This is a genomic window from Cellvibrio chitinivorans, assembly GCF_035117775.1.
Classification (GTDB): Bacteria; Pseudomonadota; Gammaproteobacteria; order Pseudomonadales; family Cellvibrionaceae; genus Cellvibrio; species Cellvibrio chitinivorans.
In genome coordinates, this window is sequence record NZ_JAYKKN010000006.1 from 149,798 (window position 1) to 169,484 (window position 19,687).

At 49.3% G+C, this 19,687-nt stretch carries 15 protein-coding genes; 9 read left to right on the forward strand and 6 right to left on the reverse strand.

Annotated features, from left to right (window positions below; all coding sequences use genetic code 11):
• Positions 1-49: 49 nt before the first annotated feature.
• From SPL68_RS16025 to SPL68_RS16045, 5 genes are all read right to left on the reverse strand, one after another.
• Complete coding sequence (locus tag SPL68_RS16025; RefSeq protein ID WP_323816175.1) at positions 50-1,687, reverse strand: cation acetate symporter; 1,638 nt, start codon at positions 1,685-1,687, stop codon at positions 50-52.
• Positions 1,684-1,989 carry a DUF485 domain-containing protein gene (locus tag SPL68_RS16030; protein WP_323816176.1) on the reverse strand — a complete coding sequence of 102 codons (306 nt, stop codon included), beginning with the start codon at positions 1,987-1,989 and terminating at the stop codon, positions 1,684-1,686. The genes SPL68_RS16025 and SPL68_RS16030 overlap by 4 nt, the downstream gene beginning before the upstream one ends.
• A gap of 125 nt (positions 1,990-2,114) precedes the next feature.
• Positions 2,115-2,711, reverse strand: a complete 597-nt coding sequence (locus SPL68_RS16035; protein WP_323816177.1) for a response regulator transcription factor — start codon at positions 2,709-2,711, stop codon at positions 2,115-2,117.
• Between the two features lie 6 nt (positions 2,712-2,717).
• Positions 2,718-3,830 (reverse strand): sensor histidine kinase, encoded by a 1,113-nt coding sequence (locus tag SPL68_RS16040; protein WP_323816178.1) that lies wholly within the window; start codon positions 3,828-3,830, stop codon positions 2,718-2,720.
• Between the two features lie 193 nt (positions 3,831-4,023).
• The gene (locus SPL68_RS16045) at positions 4,024-5,325 is read right to left on the reverse strand and encodes a flagella assembly protein FlgT middle domain-containing protein (RefSeq protein ID WP_323816179.1); all 1,302 of its coding nucleotides are present in this window, start codon (positions 5,323-5,325) and stop codon (positions 4,024-4,026) included.
• A 194-nt stretch (positions 5,326-5,519) separates the two neighbouring features.
• Here SPL68_RS16045 and SPL68_RS16050 point away from each other — a divergent pair, with 194 nt between their 5' ends.
• Positions 5,520-6,341, forward strand: coding sequence for an HDOD domain-containing protein (locus tag SPL68_RS16050; protein WP_323816180.1), 822 nt, complete (start codon positions 5,520-5,522; stop codon positions 6,339-6,341).
• Positions 6,342-6,408: 67 nt separating this feature from the next.
• Here SPL68_RS16050 and SPL68_RS16055 read toward each other — a convergent pair whose 3' ends face one another.
• The gene (locus tag SPL68_RS16055) at positions 6,409-7,368 is read right to left on the reverse strand and encodes a tRNA dihydrouridine synthase (RefSeq protein ID WP_323816181.1); all 960 of its coding nucleotides are present in this window, start codon (positions 7,366-7,368) and stop codon (positions 6,409-6,411) included.
• 128 nt (positions 7,369-7,496) lie between these two features.
• Here SPL68_RS16055 and SPL68_RS16060 point away from each other — a divergent pair, with 128 nt between their 5' ends.
• The 8 genes from SPL68_RS16060 to SPL68_RS16095 form a co-directional block, all read left to right on the forward strand.
• Positions 7,497-8,873: a DEAD/DEAH box helicase gene (locus SPL68_RS16060; protein WP_323816182.1), complete on the forward strand. Its 1,377-nt coding sequence runs from the start codon at positions 7,497-7,499 to the stop codon at positions 8,871-8,873.
• A 376-nt stretch (positions 8,874-9,249) separates the two neighbouring features.
• Positions 9,250-10,056 (forward strand): PhoH family protein, encoded by an 807-nt coding sequence (locus SPL68_RS16065; RefSeq protein WP_323816183.1) that lies wholly within the window; start codon positions 9,250-9,252, stop codon positions 10,054-10,056.
• 135 nt (positions 10,057-10,191) lie between these two features.
• Positions 10,192-10,995 (forward strand): 23S rRNA (guanine(745)-N(1))-methyltransferase, encoded by an 804-nt coding sequence (rlmA, locus tag SPL68_RS16070; protein ID WP_323816184.1) that lies wholly within the window; start codon positions 10,192-10,194, stop codon positions 10,993-10,995.
• Between the two features lie 288 nt (positions 10,996-11,283).
• A complete protein-coding gene (locus tag SPL68_RS16075; RefSeq protein ID WP_323816185.1) occupies positions 11,284-13,104 on the forward strand; it encodes a TolC family outer membrane protein in 1,821 nt (606 codons plus the stop codon).
• A 77-nt stretch (positions 13,105-13,181) separates the two neighbouring features.
• Positions 13,182-15,353: a type I secretion system permease/ATPase gene (locus tag SPL68_RS16080; protein ID WP_323816186.1), complete on the forward strand. Its 2,172-nt coding sequence runs from the start codon at positions 13,182-13,184 to the stop codon at positions 15,351-15,353.
• Complete coding sequence (locus SPL68_RS16085) at positions 15,353-16,771, forward strand: HlyD family type I secretion periplasmic adaptor subunit (RefSeq protein ID WP_323816187.1); 1,419 nt, start codon at positions 15,353-15,355, stop codon at positions 16,769-16,771. Before SPL68_RS16080 ends, SPL68_RS16085 begins: the two co-directional genes overlap by 1 nt.
• Complete coding sequence (locus SPL68_RS16090; RefSeq protein ID WP_323816188.1) at positions 16,768-17,352, forward strand: response regulator transcription factor; 585 nt, start codon at positions 16,768-16,770, stop codon at positions 17,350-17,352. Before SPL68_RS16085 ends, SPL68_RS16090 begins: the two co-directional genes overlap by 4 nt.
• A gap of 202 nt (positions 17,353-17,554) precedes the next feature.
• The coding region (locus SPL68_RS16095) for a retention module-containing protein (protein ID WP_323816189.1) at positions 17,555-19,687 on the forward strand (2,133 nt) is incomplete at its 3' end.

Below are 19,687 nucleotides of genomic sequence, written 5' to 3' on the forward strand. Positions count from 1 at the left end.
AAATGCCCGGATGTGAAAGCATCCGGGCATTTTTCTATGCGGGTATTAATTAATGCTGCGAAGCTTCAGCCGCACCAATACCCGTTTGTGAACGTACAAATTGCGCATCAAATGCGGCGTGTTCAGCAGCGGCGGCAGCGGATTTATCGGTGATGGAGAAGAACCAAATCCCGATAAATGCGATGCTCACTGAGAAGATTGCAGGGTATTTGTAAGGGAAAATCGCCTCGGCAAAGCCAAATGCATCTACCCATACGGTTGGGCCGAGCACTACTAACACTACCGCTGTAAATAATCCTAAACCACCGCCGATGACTGCACCGCGTGTAGTGAGTTTGCGCCAGTACATGCTGAGCAACAGAATCGGGAAGTTGGCGCTGGCGGCAACGCAGAAGGCGAGGCCAACCATAAAGGCGACGTTTTGCTTTTCAAAGACGATGCCGAGCAAAACGGCGATCACGCCCAGTGCGATAGTGGCGATGCGTGAGGCGCGGATTTCTTTTTTCTCGTTATGGCCTTTGAGCACCAAGGTTGCGTAAAGGTCGTGGGAGATGGCACTTGAGCCTGCCAGCGTTAAGCCTGATACAACCGCCAGAATGGTGGCGAAAGCAACCGCAGAAATAAAGCCGAGTAGTACATCACCGCCCAAGGCTTGCGATAAATGAATCGCGGCCATATTGGCGCCACCAATCAAAGCACCATCGGTAAAGTAGGCTGGGTTTTTCAGCAGCAGAATGATCGCGCCGAAACCGATAATAAAGGTGAGGATGTAGAAGTAGCCGATAAAACCCGTCGCATAAAATACAGAGCGGCGCGCTTGTACGGCGTCTTTCACGGTAAAGAAGCGCATCAAAATATGCGGCAAACCGGCGGTACCGAACATCAGGGCGATGCCGAGCGAGATTGCAGAAATAGGATCGCTTACCAATGTGCCCGGCGCCATAATTGCATTGGCTTTTGAATGCACTTTTACCGCTTCGGCAAACAGGTTTTCAAAGCTGAAACCAAATTGCATCATCACCAAAAAGGCCATAAGTGATGCACCTGACAACAACAGAATCGCTTTAATTAATTGCACCCAGGTTGTTGCCAGCATACCGCCGAAGGTGACGTAGAGCGTCATGAGCACACCCACAATAACAACGGCTGCTTCGTAGGGTAATCCAAATAGCAGTTCGATTAGTTTTCCCGCGCCGACCATCTGTGCGATCAAATAAAAAATAACGGTTACCAATGAACCGCTGGCGGCGAGGATGCGAATGGGTTTTTGCTGTAGGCGGAATGAGGCAACGTCGGCAAAGGTGTATTTACCCAGATTGCGCAATGGCTCGGCGATAAGCACCAATACAATCGGCCAGCCGACCAAAAAGCCGATGGCGTAAATCAGGCCGTCAAAGCCGGAGGTGTAAACCAATCCGGCAATACCGAGGAATGAAGCGGCGGACATGTAGTCGCCGGCAATCGCCAAACCGTTTTGAAAACCGGTAATACCGCCACCAGCGGCGTAAAAATCGCTCGCAGTTTTAGTGCGGCGCGCCGCCCAATAAGTGATGCCAAGGGTGACGGCAACAAACGCTAAAAACATAACAATCGCGATGACGTTGACACTTTTTTCGCTGCTGGCTTGCGCCCAAGCGCAGGTCGCCATAGCGGATAAAATTAAAGCAATGGGGGCGTTGTATTTCATTGTTGGCTCCCTGCTTTTTTCACGATTGCCTGCGTCAGCGGCTCTAACACATGGTTGGCGTAGTAGACGTAAATGCCGGTAATCACCATGCAAAATAAAATCACACCCAAGCCCAGCACCATGCCGATGGAGGTAACACCATCACCAATTGGTTGACCGAGAGTTGTGGGGTGAAAGGCGATGGTAAGTATGAGGGCAAAGTAGGCGATGATGGTGGCCAGTGAGAGCGGCCACATAATTTTTTTACGCGCGCGGGTCAGGGCCGCGTACTCCGGCAATTGCCGGATGGCGTCAAGCTGCATTTTAATTCCCCTTATTATTGTTAATGAATAGGTGTTAATGAGTCGGTGTTAATGAGTCATATGAGACGGGGCGATTAAAAGCCTAACTTGTATGCAGGGTCAAGCGAAGAATAGCGACCTGAATATCAGATCCAACCTTTTTGTCGCGCAATTCGCGCTGCATCGACACGATTTGCTGCGTGAAGTTTGGCAATTGCCTCAGAAAGATAATTGCGCACAGTGCCTTCTGATAAGCATAGTACTGTTGCAATTTCAGCAGTAGTTTTACCTTCAGCTGCCAAACGTAGCGCGCGGCGTTCTTTGTCATTGAGCGGATCGTTTTCGCCGAGCGCCATCATCGCCAGTTCGCCGTCGATAACGCGCTTGCCATCCATCACTTTATAAATTGCCTGAATCAGTTGGTCGGAGGGTGCATCTTTTAATAAGAATCCAGCGACGCCCATATCGATGGCGCGGCGAATATAACCTGAGCGGCCAAAGGTGGTGATGATGATGGTTTTGGTCGGCAGCTTTTGTTGCAGAACCCACTGCGCCAGCTCAAGACCAGAGCGACCGGGCATTTCAATGTCGGTAAGTAAAATATCGAAACTCTGTTGTTTCATCAGCAGCCAAGCGCGGTCGCCATCTTCCGCTTGGGTGATTTCAAATCCGTCTTCCATGCCTAATAAAGCGGCCAATGCACCGCGCACCATGGATTGATCTTCGGCTAATAAAATTTTCATAGGCAATTAAGAACCCTGTTGCAATTCGTTGCGCGGTAAAGAGATGACAAACTCGCATCCCGTATGAATGGATGACTGCAATTCACCGGCGAGGGCATGTAAGCGCTCCTGAATCCCCTGCAGCCCGTTGCCGGGTGTGAGGTTTTCTACTTCGCCGTTATCGCGCATACGCACGAGAATTTTGTTGCACTCTTGTTGAAATTCGATCTGACAGTGGTTGCCATTGCTGTGGCGCAGTACATTAGTCGTCAGCTCGGTCAGCGCGAGAATGATGGCAGTTTCCGCGCGCGGAGTGAGCTGGGGTATCTCGCCATTTAAGTCTACGACAAAACCGTTTTGGCGCAGTTTATCGCAGAGTTCCATTACTTCACCTGACAGGCCGCGATGTTTGTAACCCGATACTGTCTGGCGCACCAAGCTCAGACTGTTGCGCGCGATCTGATGCAGTTCGGATAGATGTTGCTTTGCGTGTTCGTGTTTTTCCTGTTGGAGTAATTTTTCTGCCAATTCTGCTTTGAGCGCGATGCTCGATAATGTATGCCCAAGAATGTCATGTAGATCGCGTGCAATACGTTCGCGCTCGGCAATGACTGCAAGCTGCTCAATTTCCTGATGGCTTTTCAACTGGCTGATGCGTGCTTCCATCCGTAATTTTTCGATATAGCCAATGATACCGATGGTGGCTAAACCAGAAAGTGCAGGGAAGACAAAGTAGGGAAAGGGGTAATTAAATTGGTAGTGCATAGCGACTATGAGTGCACTTAACAGCGCAGTGATGGATAGCCAGGTTCGGGTGCGATAAGTGAATCCAACTAAAAAGCCGACATAGGAAAAAAAGGTACTGGAGCCGGGAGTGTAGGGCGTAATCACAACTGCTAATAGAACAATTCCCAGTAGTGGCTTCCAGACATGTTGGGGTTTGAGGGTGATCGCAATTAAATACAGAGAGACAAATACGCAATAAACGCCAACCAATAGCACCCGCGCGAGGGGGCTAAATGGCATGTAGTACACAGGGACAAAATAATAGAGGCTGAAAATCAGCCAGATCCAGGATTTGGCTGAGTAGATAGAGCCGGCGCAGGGGGCATCGGCGCGTAAGTCAGGAGAATGCTGCATAAATAGGTCCGAATGAGCCGCGGTCATCATTGGTACTTATTATGAATCACCTTTATAAAAAGAGGCGACTCCCGCGGCGGCGTCAAGTCAGTCTCCAGTGTGCAGCGATTGTGCGTTGGGTGCCATCCGTGAAAGTCACGAGTCTATTGTGACAATTGTCAGACGAAACTCAGCTGTCTCCGGCGCCGCTGACCTAACGCGCTTTGACGACGTATTGACCGCCAAGCAGAGTTTCATCAATCACATTGCCGATACTGTGCGATGGATAAGTCTCGATAAGCTGTACTCGACCACTGCGTTTGACCAAGCGGGTATCCGAGCGTTGATATTCGCCGGTAATGGGTTGATACACCAGTTGATACAAATCCAGCGTATCGCCACTGTGCAGGCCGTTGCTATTGCCGCTGTGAATGACAATCTGCTGCTGGCCGGGCGCTGCATCGATACGTGCAATATAGGGTTGGCAGTTGATGGTGCTGGCCATTTCATCACTGGCCAAGGAAATCAGCTGTTGCACTTGCGAGCCGTAATCTGTCTCCCAAAACTCGGGTGAACCAAAACCGACTTGCGCATGGGGATCCACCTTCCATTTTCCGAAAGTGTGATAGTGATTGGTAAAAACGATATGTCCGGTAAAGCCATCGCGTACCTCTACCTTAAAATTGAATGCGCGATAGCGTTTATCCAGCGGCGTATTAATATGCAGTAAATCGTGTGTGCCATTCATAAAGCGGGTATACAGTCCCGGATTTACCACCGTTTCAGGGTGGCTCAGCGTCATATCATCTACTTCACCACTCACCACAAATTGCACGCGATGCTGCTTGGATAGCGTCTGTGCCTGAGTTGCTGCATTAATTTCACCGCGAGCATTGGCACTTTGCAAGCCCCCTTTGAGATAAGTCAGCGCCAGCATTGAATGGCGATTATGCAGATTGCCGCCGAGCAGCTCCGGCAGTTGTTGCTCTACATGTTGGAGCCCGCCCAAATTGCCGGTAGACGGAACCCGGCGCGGGAAGCTGGTAAAGGCAATCGACTTTTTGTACTCGTTAATACTTGGGTCAGGGCAGTTGCTTTGTTTTCGGTCATCGCCGCTACTTGTGTTAGCTGCCGTGTAGTTTTGCTGTGCTGCTGCTTGTGGAGCAGCTGCCCCGCTATTGCTTGAAACTGGGGCCGTACCGACCACCGGCGCAGCGGCAGGTGGCGTTGGTGCAGCGTTGCTAACAGATACAGATTTCCCTGAATTCACGGGACTGGTGCTGAATGTCGCAACGGGTGCTGATGAGCCAGACGTAATCGATGTGTGCTGATCGGAACCGGCAGTATTGTTGCCAGCAGTATTGCTATCGACATAAACAGATTCATCGCCACCGGCGACAGTATCCTGATTGGATTTGTCGTCGGATTTGCAATCGCATAGATAGCTGCAACTGGTGCTGCTGATGAGTATCAAACCCAGCAGCAGCGGTTTATAGATGGGGGTGGCTGCAAACATCGTCTTGTTCCTGTCTGGTGCGAAATGCGCAGTGCTATGACGCAAAGCGCAGTGCTATACCAAGGTATCGACCAGCTTCACTAAAGCTTTACAGACAAGTGGAATATTGTTGCTAACTACTAATCCTTTGCTATACCCAATCAAGTAAGTGGGTTTTGCTGACGAATACATTCGTACTAACAAGTGAGGGGCTCATGGATTTGAAACATTTGATTGATAGCGCGCAAAAAATGCCAAACATCCCGAAAGTAGTGCAAGAGCTAATCGATAGCTTTGGTGATGAAAATATCAAGACTGAGGAAATTGCTGACAAAATCAGTTCGGATCAGGTGCTGACAGCAAAGGTGCTGCGTGCAGCTAACTCTGCTCATTACGGTGGTAATCGCAAAGTTGGTTCGGTAAATGATGCGGTGTTTGTTTTAGGTTTTAATGCGGTGCGCACACTCGTGTTGGCGTCGGGAATGACTGGCGCATTTAAAGCCCCCGAAGGTTTTGATCTGCCTGCGTTTTGGCACAACAGTTTTGCGGTAGCTAGTACCTGTAAATGGCTGGCGAAATTCTCTAAAGATGATCCGGAAACCGCATTCACCTGCGGGATGATCCACAATATTGGGGAATTGTTGATCCACATTCTTTTGCCGGATGAATGCAAGGAAATCCAAAAAGTGGTGGATCGGGGTGGGCGCAATCCAGATATCGAAAAAAATGTTCTCGGGTTCAACTTCCCGGAAGCTGGTGCCGAGCTGGCCAGTCGTTGGAAATTTCCCGATGCTATTGTCGCTGGTATTCGTTACCAGCTAGATCCGATGGCTGCGCCGGAATTCTCGCGCTTGGCTGCATTGATTTATATCGCGGATTTCATCGTGCATGAAAATGAGACTAACGATGGAGCGGCTTTGGTAGCGAATTTCCCCAATGACCTGGCAACCAAATTGGGCATTAATCTGGTCAAGTTGATGGAGCGAATTGATGAAACCAAGGATCTTATTGGTGGATTCGATGACTTGCTGCATTAATAGGATTCAGATAAGTCATAACAGCTAACCAAAAGCCCGTATTATCTACGGGCTTTTTTGTAGGCAACTAACGGCAAGCCGCCAGCGCCTCGGCAAAACAGGCATCTATCTCTGGCGGTGTAGTTTTGCGTTTGATCGCCTCGAAAAACTCTACCGCTTGTGGGTACTGGCGGCTCAAATACATCAGCCATTGTTTAACCCGATTACCGCAGTTGCGCTCGCAGTAGAGTGGTGTGGTGAGTTTGTAATAGTCGTAGAGCATGGTGCAGATCTGCGCCCATGTAAGCGGAGTGTATTCCTCTCCATTTATATGGGCTTTGATCTGGCGGGCGAGGTCAGGGCAGGCGAGCAGACCTCGCCCGAGCATGACATCGGCGCCATTGGCCTGTTCACGGCAGCGCAGATAATCCTCTACCGTCCAAATTTCGCCATTGGCTACCACCGGAATTTTCAGCTCGGCGCGAATATCGGCAATGTAATGCCAGTAGGCTGGCGGTTTGTAGCCATCCACTTTAGAGCGAGCATGGACGGTAAGTTCGTCGGCACCCGCAGCTTCTACGGCGCGGGCGTTATCCATATAGCTACTGCGATCCTCATAGCCCAAACGGATTTTGGCGGTGACGGGAATCTCGCGCGGCACTGCATCGCGCACTGCTTTAATGATCGAATAAACGCGATCCGGCGTGCGCAGCAAACAGGCGCCACCTTCATGGGAGTTAACGGTTTTGGCAGGGCAGCCAAAATTCAGGTCGATAGCCTTGGCGCCGTAGCGCACCAGTTCCAACGCGTTGATTGCCATAGGTTCGGGCTTGCTGCCCAGCAATTGCACTCGGACGGGTGTCCCGTTGGGAGTTTTACAGTCGCTTTCCAGTTCTTGGGCGTATTTATAAAAGACTTTGTAGGGCAGTTTTTGGTCGGTGACGCGGATAAATTCGGTCACACAGCCATCCAATCCACCAATACGCGATAGGATGTCGCGTACATGATGCTCAACAACGCCCTCCATCGGGGCCAACATAATGCGCATAGCTTTGCTCGGGTTCATTCAAAGGCCAGCATTTTAGCCGGTTTTGGTTGATAATTTGTCCTACCCTGCGTAGATTGCGCGGCCTTTTGCGGGTAAACCCCACTTTTTGACTGAATATCGAGGTTCTAATGACTCAGCCTGTTTTCCACGACCTGATCAGCGACAGCCAATTGCGCAAAGCGATTGATGCTTTAGGTTACGAACAGCCAACGCCTGTGCAGCTCAAAGCGATTCCGGCAGCGGCGGCAGGCCAGAATCTCATCGTTAGCTCCAAAACCGGCAGCGGCAAAACGGCGGCGTTTTTATTGCCCGCAATTCAGTCAATTCTCGCCAAGCCAGCATTGAACTCAAGTTCAACTCGCATCCTGATTTTGACCCCTACACGCGAACTGGCTCGTCAGATCGTCAAAAACGCCGAGCAATTACTGAAGTTCACTGGCTTAAAAGTCGGCATGATTTGCGGCGGCGAAGAGCTGAAATACCAAAAAGCCATGCTGCGTAAAAATCCTGAAATTGTCGTTGGTACCCCAGGGCGATTGGCAGAGCATGTTGCACACAAATCGACCGAGTTTTCCGGCCTTGAGTTTTTGGTGTTGGATGAAGCGGATCGCATGCTCGATATGGGCTTGAGTGACGATGTGTTAAAAATCGCCGGCACCTGCCGCAGCGAGCGCCAGACGTTATTATTCTCCGCCACTATGGAACAAAAAGGTCTGCGTCATTTGATCAAGCAAGTCATGCTCGGCGAAGCGCAAGAAATTTATATCGATGAAAAACCCAATGCGATCATCCAGCAAATGCTCATCTCGGATGATTACAAACACAAAGAAAAATTGCTGATCGCGCTGCTGCAAAAATCGACCTTTGAAAAAGCCATCATTTTTACTAATACCAAAGTAAAAGCAACGCAGCTTGATAACTTGTTGCGCTACAACAAATTCCGCGTGGGTACTTTGCATGGCGATATTACCCAAGATCAACGTAAGGTAACGCTCGATCATTTTCGCCAAGGTAGAACAACGATTTTGGTTGCGACAGACGTAGCTGCACGCGGGTTGGATATTCCCGGTGTTGAGTTGGTAGTGAATATGGATATGGCTTATTCGGGCGATGAGTATCTTCATCGCATCGGCCGCACAGGTCGCGCCGATAACGAGGGCAGGGCTGTGTCTTTGGTGGATAAGAAAGAATGGAATCTCACCAAAGGAATCGAACGCTATTTAAACGTAACCTTCGACGTAATTACTATGCCGGGTTTGAAAGGCAAATATCAAGGACCGGACAAAACAAAATCATCCGGCAAAGCGGTTGGTACTAAAAAGAAAACTACCGCGAAAGATAAAAAAGCAGAGACCAAAGCACCTAAAGTAAAAGTGCGTGAACGCGACAAGAAAAATATTGGCAATCGCCGAGTGCCTACCGCGCTTAAGACTGCGGCAGTGGTGGATGGCTTTGCTCCACCGAAAAAGAAAATCACTAAACAACTTGATGATAGTGACGAGTAAAGCAGGGCGCATTTGCGTTTTGCGCGCGTGTCATTTTTATTTCAATTAAACGATTGACCGCTTTTTAAAATAAGCCTAGTATCAGTTCAAAGGCAGCGAAATTAACCAGTAGTTGCCTTCAGTAATCAGCTCAAATTTCTGGCCAATGCCAGCGTCATCTATATGTCACACACTTTTGCTCTACTGAAAGTGTTTTAACTGTAAAAGTTTTACTCAACGAATTTTGTTTTTTTGAATCAGCAACTGATCAAGTAATCAAAGGGGGTAAACGACACAGACAGCTCACCATAGAAAATTGCGTTCTCGGGTAACTTCACGATATTGGGCTTTGAAACATTGCCCGTATTATATTCTGACCTGAAGGGGATTATTCTTTATGGCAAGAAAAACGCATGCCAGACGTAGTGCAAACCATCACTCATACGATGACTCCAGCTATCCAGCGTCGCGTCATAAATCGCGAAAGAATCAACGCAGTGATGACAACATAGTCGAAATAAAATCCCGCTCGCAGCAAGTCGAAACAGCATACTCTCCTCCTCGCTCCCCCCAGCCACTTCGCGCTAAAACCAAATCTCAACAGCAGTACATCAACGCCATCAATAACAATATGCTTACCTTTGGTATTGGCCCTGCCGGTACGGGTAAAAGTTATTGTGCTGGTGCATTGGCCGCTGAGGCACTGGAGTCCGGGCGTATTGAACGTATTATTCTTACGCGTCCGGCAGTGGAGTCAGGTGAGAACCTCGGGTTTTTACCGGGTGATCTCGATGAAAAATTTTCTGTGTATATCGATGCCTTCCGCGATATTTTAAATGAGCGTTTGGGGGCTGGTACAGTCGATTATTGTTTGCGTCATGGCCGTATTGTGGCAGCGCCACTTGCGTTTATGCGCGGTAAAACCTTCAACAGCAAAACCTTTGTGATTCTCGATGAAGCACAAAACACTTCACCCGCGCAGATGAAAATGTTTCTGACGCGTATCGGCGAAGATTGTAAGGTCGTCATTAACGGCGATATTAAACAAAGTGATATTCGCGGCCCCAATGGTTTGGAGGATGCTATCAACCTACTGGACGGCTTGGCGAATGTGCATGTGCATGAATTCGAGCGTGAAGATATAGTGCGCAGCGGTTTGGTGCGTGACATTATCGATCGTTACGAAGTTCCTGAAGAAGTCTAATCCACATCTGGGCACACAATGAATCGCACTTGATTTGTTGTGTGCCCTTGTCTTTTTACTGACTTGCTAAATGAAGAGTGAGTCGGCATCCTGCGCGCTTATTTTTTGACCCTTACTCTGCGCCGAAAAATTATTATGAAAGATTTGCGTTGCCCTTTGTGTCGCCAGCCTCTTTTGCCAAATACCCAAGGTCTTGCCTGTGAAAATCGCCATCAGTTTGATCGCGCGAAAGAAGGCTATTTCAATTTGCTGCCGGTACAAAATAAACATTCACGCGAACCCGGTGATGCAAAAGAACAATTGCAGGCGCGTCGCCAATTTCTGCAGGCGGGATTTTTTGAATCTCTTAAAACACGCTTGCAGGAATTGCTGTTACCCACTGCTACAACGCTATTGGATATAGGTTGTGGTGAAGGGTATTTCACTTCGGCATTTGCTGAGGCTTTACCACAGGCACAAGTTTATGGAATCGATATTGCCAAGGTGGGTGTGCGACTCGCCGCCAAAGCGGCAAAAAATAATCCGGCGCTAATCTACAGCGTTGCTTCCAGTTTTGATTTGCCATTTGCGGATGAGTCTATGGATGTCATCACCCGAATTTATGCGCCCAGCAAAGATGAGGAGTTATGGCGTGTAATAAAACCCAATGGCACTTTAGTTATAGTAACCCCTGCTGAAAATCATCTATTGGGATTGAGGTCGCGTATCTATAAAGAAGTACGACCGCACCCCGAGCCAGTCACTCCCCAGGGTTTTGAGCTGCAAGGACATTATCGGGTAAGTGAAACCTTACACGTGAAGGAGCGAGAGCTCTGTGAGGCCTTATTAATGATGACGCCATTTGCCTGGCGTTTATCCTCCGATGTTCGAGATGCAATCTTGAGTAATGAACTGCAGGATGATCTGGATTTCATGATTAGTTTTTATAACAAAAAATAATTATATTTATAGTTATGATGTTATTTTTGTTTGTGTTGTTATTAAAAAATGTGAATTTAATCTCGGTTTAATTTGCGGTTGTGGCATAACAACCTATGAGCTATGATGAAAATACTCAGTAAATGGATGTTTTTTGTGCCAACAGGAGAGGCTTGATATAAAAATAATATTTTTATATCAAATGTGGCTTTGTAGGCCAAACGCTAGGCTTTGTTGTATGGATTGATCGAATCCCTGTACAAAAAGCGCCCATTAAAAAGGGTGCTATAACCATTTGGAAAAACGTCAATGGCACCTTCTTTCTTCAATCGTTTTGCTCGTCTTCATTCTTCTATTCGTACATTCCGTCTTTCTCGAATTGCTCAGTCTGTTGCGCTTGTCTACGCTGTTGCCTTCAGCGGGCAGGTTGCGGCTCAAGCTGCTGCGAATGTGAAAGATGCGGCTCTGCAGGCCATAGAGTTTAATCCTGATGTGCAGGCTAGCTGGCATGAATTTCAAGCTGCAACCCACGGAGTGCGTGTGGCACGCGCGGGATACTTGCCTTCAGTTGATGTAGGTGCATCGACGGGCGAAACCAATCGCGATTACGACGGCCGCGGTGGTTACTCCACTAACCAAGCGCAGGTGACACTCAGTCAAATGTTGTTTGATGGCTTTCGTACGTCTGGTGAAGTTGATCGCTTTGATAGCGAGCGTTTGGTGCGCTACTACGAATTATTAAATGCAGTTGAAGTTACCGCGCTTGAAGCAGTACGTGCGTATGATGATGTAAAACGCAATCGCGATCTGGTTGCTCTGGCGCGTGACAATTACACCAAGCATCGCGAAGTGTTTGGTCAAATTGAAGAGCGCACCAGCTCTGGTGTTGGTCGCCGTGTGGATTTGGAACAGGTTGCTGGTCGTTTGGCGTTGGCGGAATCCAACCTGCTAACAGAGGCTTCTAATTTGCACGATGTCACCGCGCGTTATTTGCGTGTGGTAGGCCAGTTGCCAGCAGAAGATTTAAGCGAAGTTGATCTTGCGCAACAAAAACTTCCAGCGTCAATTCGCGATGCGCTCTTGCTGGCATATCAAGGTAATCCTGGTTTTCACGCGGCGATTAAAAATATCAGCGTTGCTCAGGCGGCGGTGAAAGTTGAGCGCGCCGGCTACTATCCAAAAGCGGAATTGCGCGCGCGCCAAGTGACCAGTCGCAATCTGAATGGTTTTGATAATCGCATTGATCCAAATGATTACGGCGATGAAAGTGCAGTTGAATTGGCGCTGACTTATAACCTCTACAATGGCGGAGCAAATCGCGCCGCAGTGCGTCGCTCGCTGGAAGAAGTAAATCAAGCGAAAGATTTGCGCGATCAAGCCTGTATCGATTTACGTCAGGATACGCAAATCGCCTATAACGATGCACTGCGTATTCGCGAACAACTTGCTGCATTGGAACAGCATCGTTTGTCGAGCGATAAAGTTCGCACTGCCTATGCCGAGCAATTCAATATTGGTCAGCGTACGTTGCTGGATGTGCTCGATGCAGAAAATGAATATTTTCAGGCGAGTCGTGCATTAATTATTGCCAATGGTGATCTGGAATTTGCCTATGCACGTTCATTGGCTGCGATGGGAAGCTTGCTGCCAGCGCTCGGAATTGTACGTGAAGGCTTGGGTATTTTGCATGACACCAAAGTAAATGATTCGTTGAATATTTCTGAGTCAGCTTGTCCTGATATAGCACCAACAGCAATGGGGCGTGATGATTTAATCAGTGAAGTGACTCCACTTGCGGGTGATGCGCTGTTTGATTTGGGTAGCTCGCAATTAAAACCACAGGCGGAAACCAAACTCAACGAATTGGTTGCGGTTATCAAAGCAACGCCAAAAGTTGTTGAAATCAATATTGCAGGTTATTCCGATAACACTGGTACTGATGCAGTGAACGTTCCGCTATCCAAAGCGCGTGCTCAGCGTGTACGCGACTACTTTGTATTGAACGGATTAGAAGCTATTCCTATGACAGTGGACGGCTTCGGTTCAGCTGATCCTATTGCCGATAACAATACTGAAGCAGGGCGTGCAAGTAATCGCCGCGTAAATGTAACTGTAACGCGCAATCAGTGACGTCTAGTCAGTAACAGTAATTCCCGCAGATGGTGGGTTAATATTGTGTTTATCTGATTGCCGTTTCTGGAACCTCAATGACTTTAGATGCTTCTTTTTCGAATCCCGTCATCAGCGCTTCTACATCTGGAGGCGCTTTACTTGAATGTCTGTTGTTGGTTGCCAATGCCCACCATATTACCTGCACTCGCGAATCTTTAACGGCGGGTTTACCACTTGAAGCACATCAATTAACGCCTGCATTATTTTCTCGCGCTGCCAAGCGTGCTGGTCTCGTTAGCAAAATTGTCCAGCGCGATTTGGCGCAGCTCAATAAGGCATTATTCCCCGCTGTTTTGCTGCTGCAAGACAATCAAGCTTGCGTGCTGCTATCGCTTAATGATGAAGCTGCGCAGGTACTCTATCCCGAATTGGGTGAAGCTGTTGTAGAAGTTCCACTTGCAGAATTATCCGCGCATTACACAGGGCGAGCCATTTATGTGCGCCCGCAAGAGCGCTTTGATGCAGGCGCTACAGAAATAGGCAAAACCACCAATAACAAACACAAAGACGGCCATTGGTTTTGGGGTGTTATTTCTGACCACAAATATTTATACCGCGATGTATTACTGACGGCCTTGTTGATCAACTTCTTCGCGTTGGTGTCGCCGCTGTTTGTGATGAACGTTTATGACCGCGTAGTACCTAATCACGCCACCGATACACTCTGGGTGTTGGCGATTGGTATGTTGATCGCCATCAGTGCTGATTTTGTGTTGCGCATGATGCGCGCCTGGTTTGTTGATCTCGCCGCAAGCCGTATCGATGTCACGCTCTCGGCCAGTATTATGGAACGAGTGCTGGGCATGAAATTATCGGAGCGGCCTGCATCCGTAGGTTCATTTACCGCGGGGCTGCAATCTTTTGAATCTATCCGCAGTTTTATTTCGTCAGCGACAATTTTAGCGTTGGTGGATTTGCCTTTTGTGTTGCTGTTTTTAATTGTGGTGTTGTTGATCTCTTGGCCGTTGGTTTTCCCGATTCTGGTTGGTGTGGCCTTGATTATGATCTACACCGCGGCGGTGCAACACAAAATGCATTTGCTGTCAGAAAATTCTATGCAGGCATCGGCGCAGCGCAATGCGACCTTAGTTGAAAGTTTAAGCGCGCTAGAGACGGTAAAAACCCTCGGTGCAGAAGGGCGCATGCAGGCAGTTTGGGAAAAAACCACGCTCCTGGTGTCGCGCGTCGGCGTGAAAATGCGTTTGCTGTCCGGTTCTGTTGGCACAGGCACTTTGTGGATTCAACAAGCGGTCTCGGTCGTCATCATTATTGTGGGTGTTTACCAAATTATTGATGGCAACTTAAGTCAGGGCGGATTAATTGCTGCTTATATGTTGTCGGCGCGCATCATGGCACCGGTAGGGCAAACTGCTGGCTTGTTAATGCAATATCACAATGCTGCGACTGCATTAACTGCGTTGGATAGCATCATGCAAAAGCCGGTTGAGCGCCCGGTGACAGCGAATTGGATTAGCCGCCCGCAGTTGCAAGGTGGAATCGAATTTAAAAAAGTTGCCTTCAAATATCCGCAAGACGAACGCGATGTACTGCGCGATGTCAGCTTCAAAATTAATCCCGGTGAGCGAGTCGCGATACTGGGGCGCAACGGCTCAGGCAAAACCACTATTGAAAAACTGATCGCGGGTTTATATGAAGCAAGCGCAGGCACTGTGTTGTTGGATGGAATTGATATTCGCCAACTCGACCCAGCCGAGTTGCGCCGCAATATGGGTTATGTAGCTCAGGATGTAGATTTATTTTTCGGTTCCCTACGCGACAACATCGCCTTTGGTGCAGCTCACGCGACAGATGAAGCTGTGTTGGAAGCAGTGCGTTTGAGTGGGCTCTCGGAATTTGTGAATCAACATCCGATGGGTTTGGCAATGCCGGTGGGTGAGCATGGGCAATTATTGTCGGGTGGTCAGCGTCAGTCGGTGAGCATTGCGCGCGCGCTGTTAAATGATCCACCGATTTTATTGATGGATGAACCGACCGGGTCAATGGATCACACCAGCGAAGAAGAATTCAAACGCAATCTAGCGCAATTTGCTGCGCACAAAACCCTGTTAGTGATTACCCATCGCACCTCGCTGTTGGAATTGGTGAATCGTATTATTGTGATCGACGGCGGAAAAATTGTTGCAGATGGCCCGAAAGAGCAGGTGGTGGAAGCGCTGCGCCAAGGTCGAATTGGGAGAGCCAATTAATGACGGCCTCACGCGATAAACTTTGGTTTGAGCGCATCGGGCGCTGGTTGGATAAATTGGGCCTGCCTGCATCGCATTATATTGATAAAGCCTATGCGCGTTGGCTCGACCCTTTACATGAGCAGCCAAAAGATTGGGTGACTGATTCAGATTGGGCCAAGTTACAGCAAGAACCTGTTCGTGCGCGCGCGCTTTTGCGTGTGATTGCGCTGATAATTTTTTTACTGATTGTGTGGGCAGCATTTGCACCTTTGGATGAAGTTGCGCGCGGCGAAGGTAAAGTCATTCCGTCATCGCAATTGCAAATTATCCAGTCGTTTGATGGCGGCGTTGTGCAAGAAGTTTTGGTGCGTGAAGGGCAGGTGGTCGAAAAGGGCGATCTGTTATTGCGTATAGATCCCACCCGATTTATTTCTACCTTTCGTGAAAATCGCGCGGAGTATTTAGCTCTGCAAGCACGCGCATCGCGCTTACAGGCACTGACATCCAATACCGAATTGGGTTTTGCGGATGATTTGATTGCGGAAGCGGCGGACATCGTTAAACACGAACGCAATTTGTATGAGTCCAATCGCAAAGAGTTGGATGAGCAATTGAGTATTGCGCGCAGCCAGTTGGATCAGCGCTCGGAAGAGTTAAATGAAGTTCGTGCGAAACTTACGCAGGCGACACGTGCGCTGGAATTATCGACGCAGGAATTAAATGTCACCAAGCCTTTATTAACTAGCGGTGCTATTTCCGAAGTGGAAATTTTGCGTTTGGAGGCTGAGGTCTCCAAAGCAAAAGGCGAGCGCGCTCAAGCATTGTCGCAAGAGTCGCGTTTGTTGTTGGCGGTGCAAGAAGCAGAAGGGAAATTGCGTGAGACTGAATTGTTAGCGAGCAATAAATGGCGCAATGAATTATCGGAAGTGCTGAGTAAAATTGCATCACTCTCAGAAACCAGTACTGGCCTTGCGGACAAAATTAAATACGCTGAAATTCGTTCACCTGTACGCGGCACTGTGCAGCGCGTATTTACCAATACCGTTGGCGGCGTTGTGCAGCCGGGGCATGAAGTGATCGAGATGGTTCCGCTGGATGATCAACTGCTGGTGGAAGCAAAAGTATCGCCCAAAGACATCGCATTTTTGCATCCAGGGCAAGAGGCGATAGTGAAATTTACCGCTTATGATTTTGTTATCTACGGCGGTTTGAAAGGCAAGGTTGAACATATCAGCCCCGATACCATTACCGACGAAAAAGAGCGCACCTTTTATATAGTGCGAGTGCGTACCGAACGCGCGGGCTTTGATCCGACGCTGCCGATTATGCCGGGCATGATGACGCAGGTTGATATTCTCACTGGCAAAAAAACGGTACTTGCCTACTTGTTAAAGCCGGTGCTGCGTGCACAGCAAAATGCGATGACCGAACGATGAAATCGCATCTGTTTTTTTCTCCCGCAGAAATTTATTCGCCGCGCTGGTTGCAGGCGTTTCCGACGGCGCGGATCATTACTTCGGCACCGGTTGCGAGTCACGATAACATTGTGTGGTTATTGCTGTGCGATGAATTGAGTTTTATCCAAATTCAAAGCTTGAACGCCTTGGGCGCAAAAGTCATTGCTATGACCAGCATCGAAAACGCACAGGAGGCGCGTCACGCACTTGAGATGGGCGCCAGTGGTTATGTGCATTATTTGGCCGCGCCGGAAGTGTTGGAGCAAGTTGCCAATGCAATCGCGGCGGGCGGAGTTTGGTTGGGCGCTGAATTGATGCGTCAGTTAGTTTTGGCAACTGCGACCTTGCGGCCAGCGGTAACGCCTTTAAAAACGGATTTATCCATCTTAACCAGCCGTGAAAAAGCCGTAGCAGAATTGGTCGCCGCGGGTAAAAGCAATAAAGAGGTCGCGCGCGATTTGGATATCACCGAGCGCACAGTAAAAGCACACTTGGGTGCGGTGTTTGAAAAGCTGCAAGTGCGTGACCGACTACAGCTGGTTTTAGTCTTTCCTAAATAGTTTCCTATCAGGTTTGCATGTGTTTATAGCGCCCAGATAATTGGGTGGCGTATAGATCATTATCGTTAGTTATAAATCTGCTTATAAAAAATGCCTTTATTGTCCTTTAGTCCAATGGCACATCTTTCAACTGTCGCTAAACTCCCTATATCACTCTAAAACCGTGAATAGCATCACACTTTAATTGAGCTGGGAGTCAGATATGAGTAATGCCGTTGCCAAGGTTGCGTTTCTTCAAGGACAAGCATGGGCGAAAGCGCCCGATGGAACATTGCGTGAACTGACCGTCGGTAGTGTGCTTACCGCAGATGAAATCCTGGTGACGGCGCAGGGTGCACGTGTCGAGCTTGATCTAGGCGGAAATGCCGAGCCGATGGTAGTAAACGGCGGCATGGAAGTGGGAATGAGCCGTGACTTTTCTGCTGAAACGGCTACAGAGGCAGATGAAGCCCTCCTGACCGATGCCAGTGTGCAAGATGCCTTAACTGTACTAGAGCAGGGTGGCGATCTGCTGGAAGAGTTGGAAGAGACCGCCGCTGGTAATAGTGGCGGCGGTGGCTCAGATGGCGGCAGTAGCTTTGTCCGTTTGTTGCGTATCAGCGAGACAACGGATGATCAATCCTTTATTTACGGTGATCTCGCTGCGCGTGAGCAGGAACCTTCTGTTATTGATGGGCAGGCGGTTAATCCTGAAGAGGAGCCAGCTCCAGCACCGATCCCGGAACCCGAGCCGGCACCAACCCCAACACCTGTTAACAATGCCCCGGTAAGCGCCAATCAGACCTTTACCACTGATGAAGACGTAGATTTGAATGGTCAAATTGTGGCGACCGATGTTGATGGCGATACCTTGGCTTATTCGCTGACTGGTAATCCAACCAACGGTACTGTCACTCTGAACACCGCCACTGGCAGTTTCGTCTACACCCCGAACGCTAACTACAACGGCAGCGATGCATTCACTGTGACCATCAGCGATGGCAACGGCGGTACTACCACCAGCACCGTGACTATCGGCGTAACGCCAGTGAACGATGCGCCAGTCAGTGCGGATCAAAACCTCACTACCGATGAAGACGTGGCGTTGCCCGGTCAAATCGTGGCAACCGATGTTGATGGCGATACCTTGGCTTATGCCCTGACCGGTAATCCAACCAACGGCACCGTCTCTCTGAATACTGCAACGGGTGCATTCGTCTACACCCCGAACGCTAACTACAACGGCAGCGATTCTTTTGTTGTCACCATCAGCGATGGCAATGGCGGTACGACTACCAGCACCGTGACCATCGGCGTAACGCCTGTCAACGATGCGCCAGTCAGTGCCGATCAATCTCTCACTACCGATGAAGACGTGGCGTTGCCCGGTCAAATCGTGGCAACCGATGTTGACGGCGATACCTTGTCCTACGCCATCACCAGCAATGCCACCAACGGCAGCGTCTCTTTGAATGCCGCAACCGGCAGCTTCGTCTACACCCCGAACACCAACTACAACGGCAGCGATTCTTTTGTTGTCACCATCAGCGATGGCAATGGCGGTACGACTACCAGCACCGTGACCATCGGCGTAACGCCAGTGAACTATGCGCCAGTGAGTGCAGATCAATCTCTCACTACCGATGAAGACGTGGCGCTGCCGGGTCAAATCGTGGCGACCGATGTTGATGGCGATACCTTGTCCTACGCCATCACCAGCAATGCCACCAACGGCAGCGTCTCTTTGAACACCGCGACGGGTGCATTCGTCTACACCCCGAACACCAACTACAACGGCAGCGATTCTTTTGTTGTCACCATCAGCGATGGCAATGGCGGTACGACTACCAGCACCGTGACCATCGGCGTAACGCCTGTCAACGATGCGCCAGTGAGTGCAGATCAATCTCTCACTACCGATGAAGACGTGGCGCTGCCGGGTCAAATCGTGGCGACCGATGTTGATGGCGATACCTTGTCCTACGCCATCACCAGCAATGCCGCCAATGGCAGCGTCTCTTTGAACACCGCGACGGGTGCATTCGTCTACACCCCGAACGCTAACTACAACGGCAGCGATTCTTTTGTTGTCACCATCAGCGATGGCAACGGCGGTACTACCACCAGCACCGTGACTATCGGCGTAACGCCAGTAAACGATGCGCCAGTGAGTGCAGATCAATCTCTCACTACCGATGAAGACGTGGCGTTGCCCGGTCAAATCGTGGCGACCGATGTTGATGGCGATACCTTGTCCTACGCCATCACCAGCAATGCCACCAACGGCAGCGTCTCTTTGAACACCGCGACGGGTGCATTCGTCTACACCCCGAACGCTAACTACAACGGCAGCGAT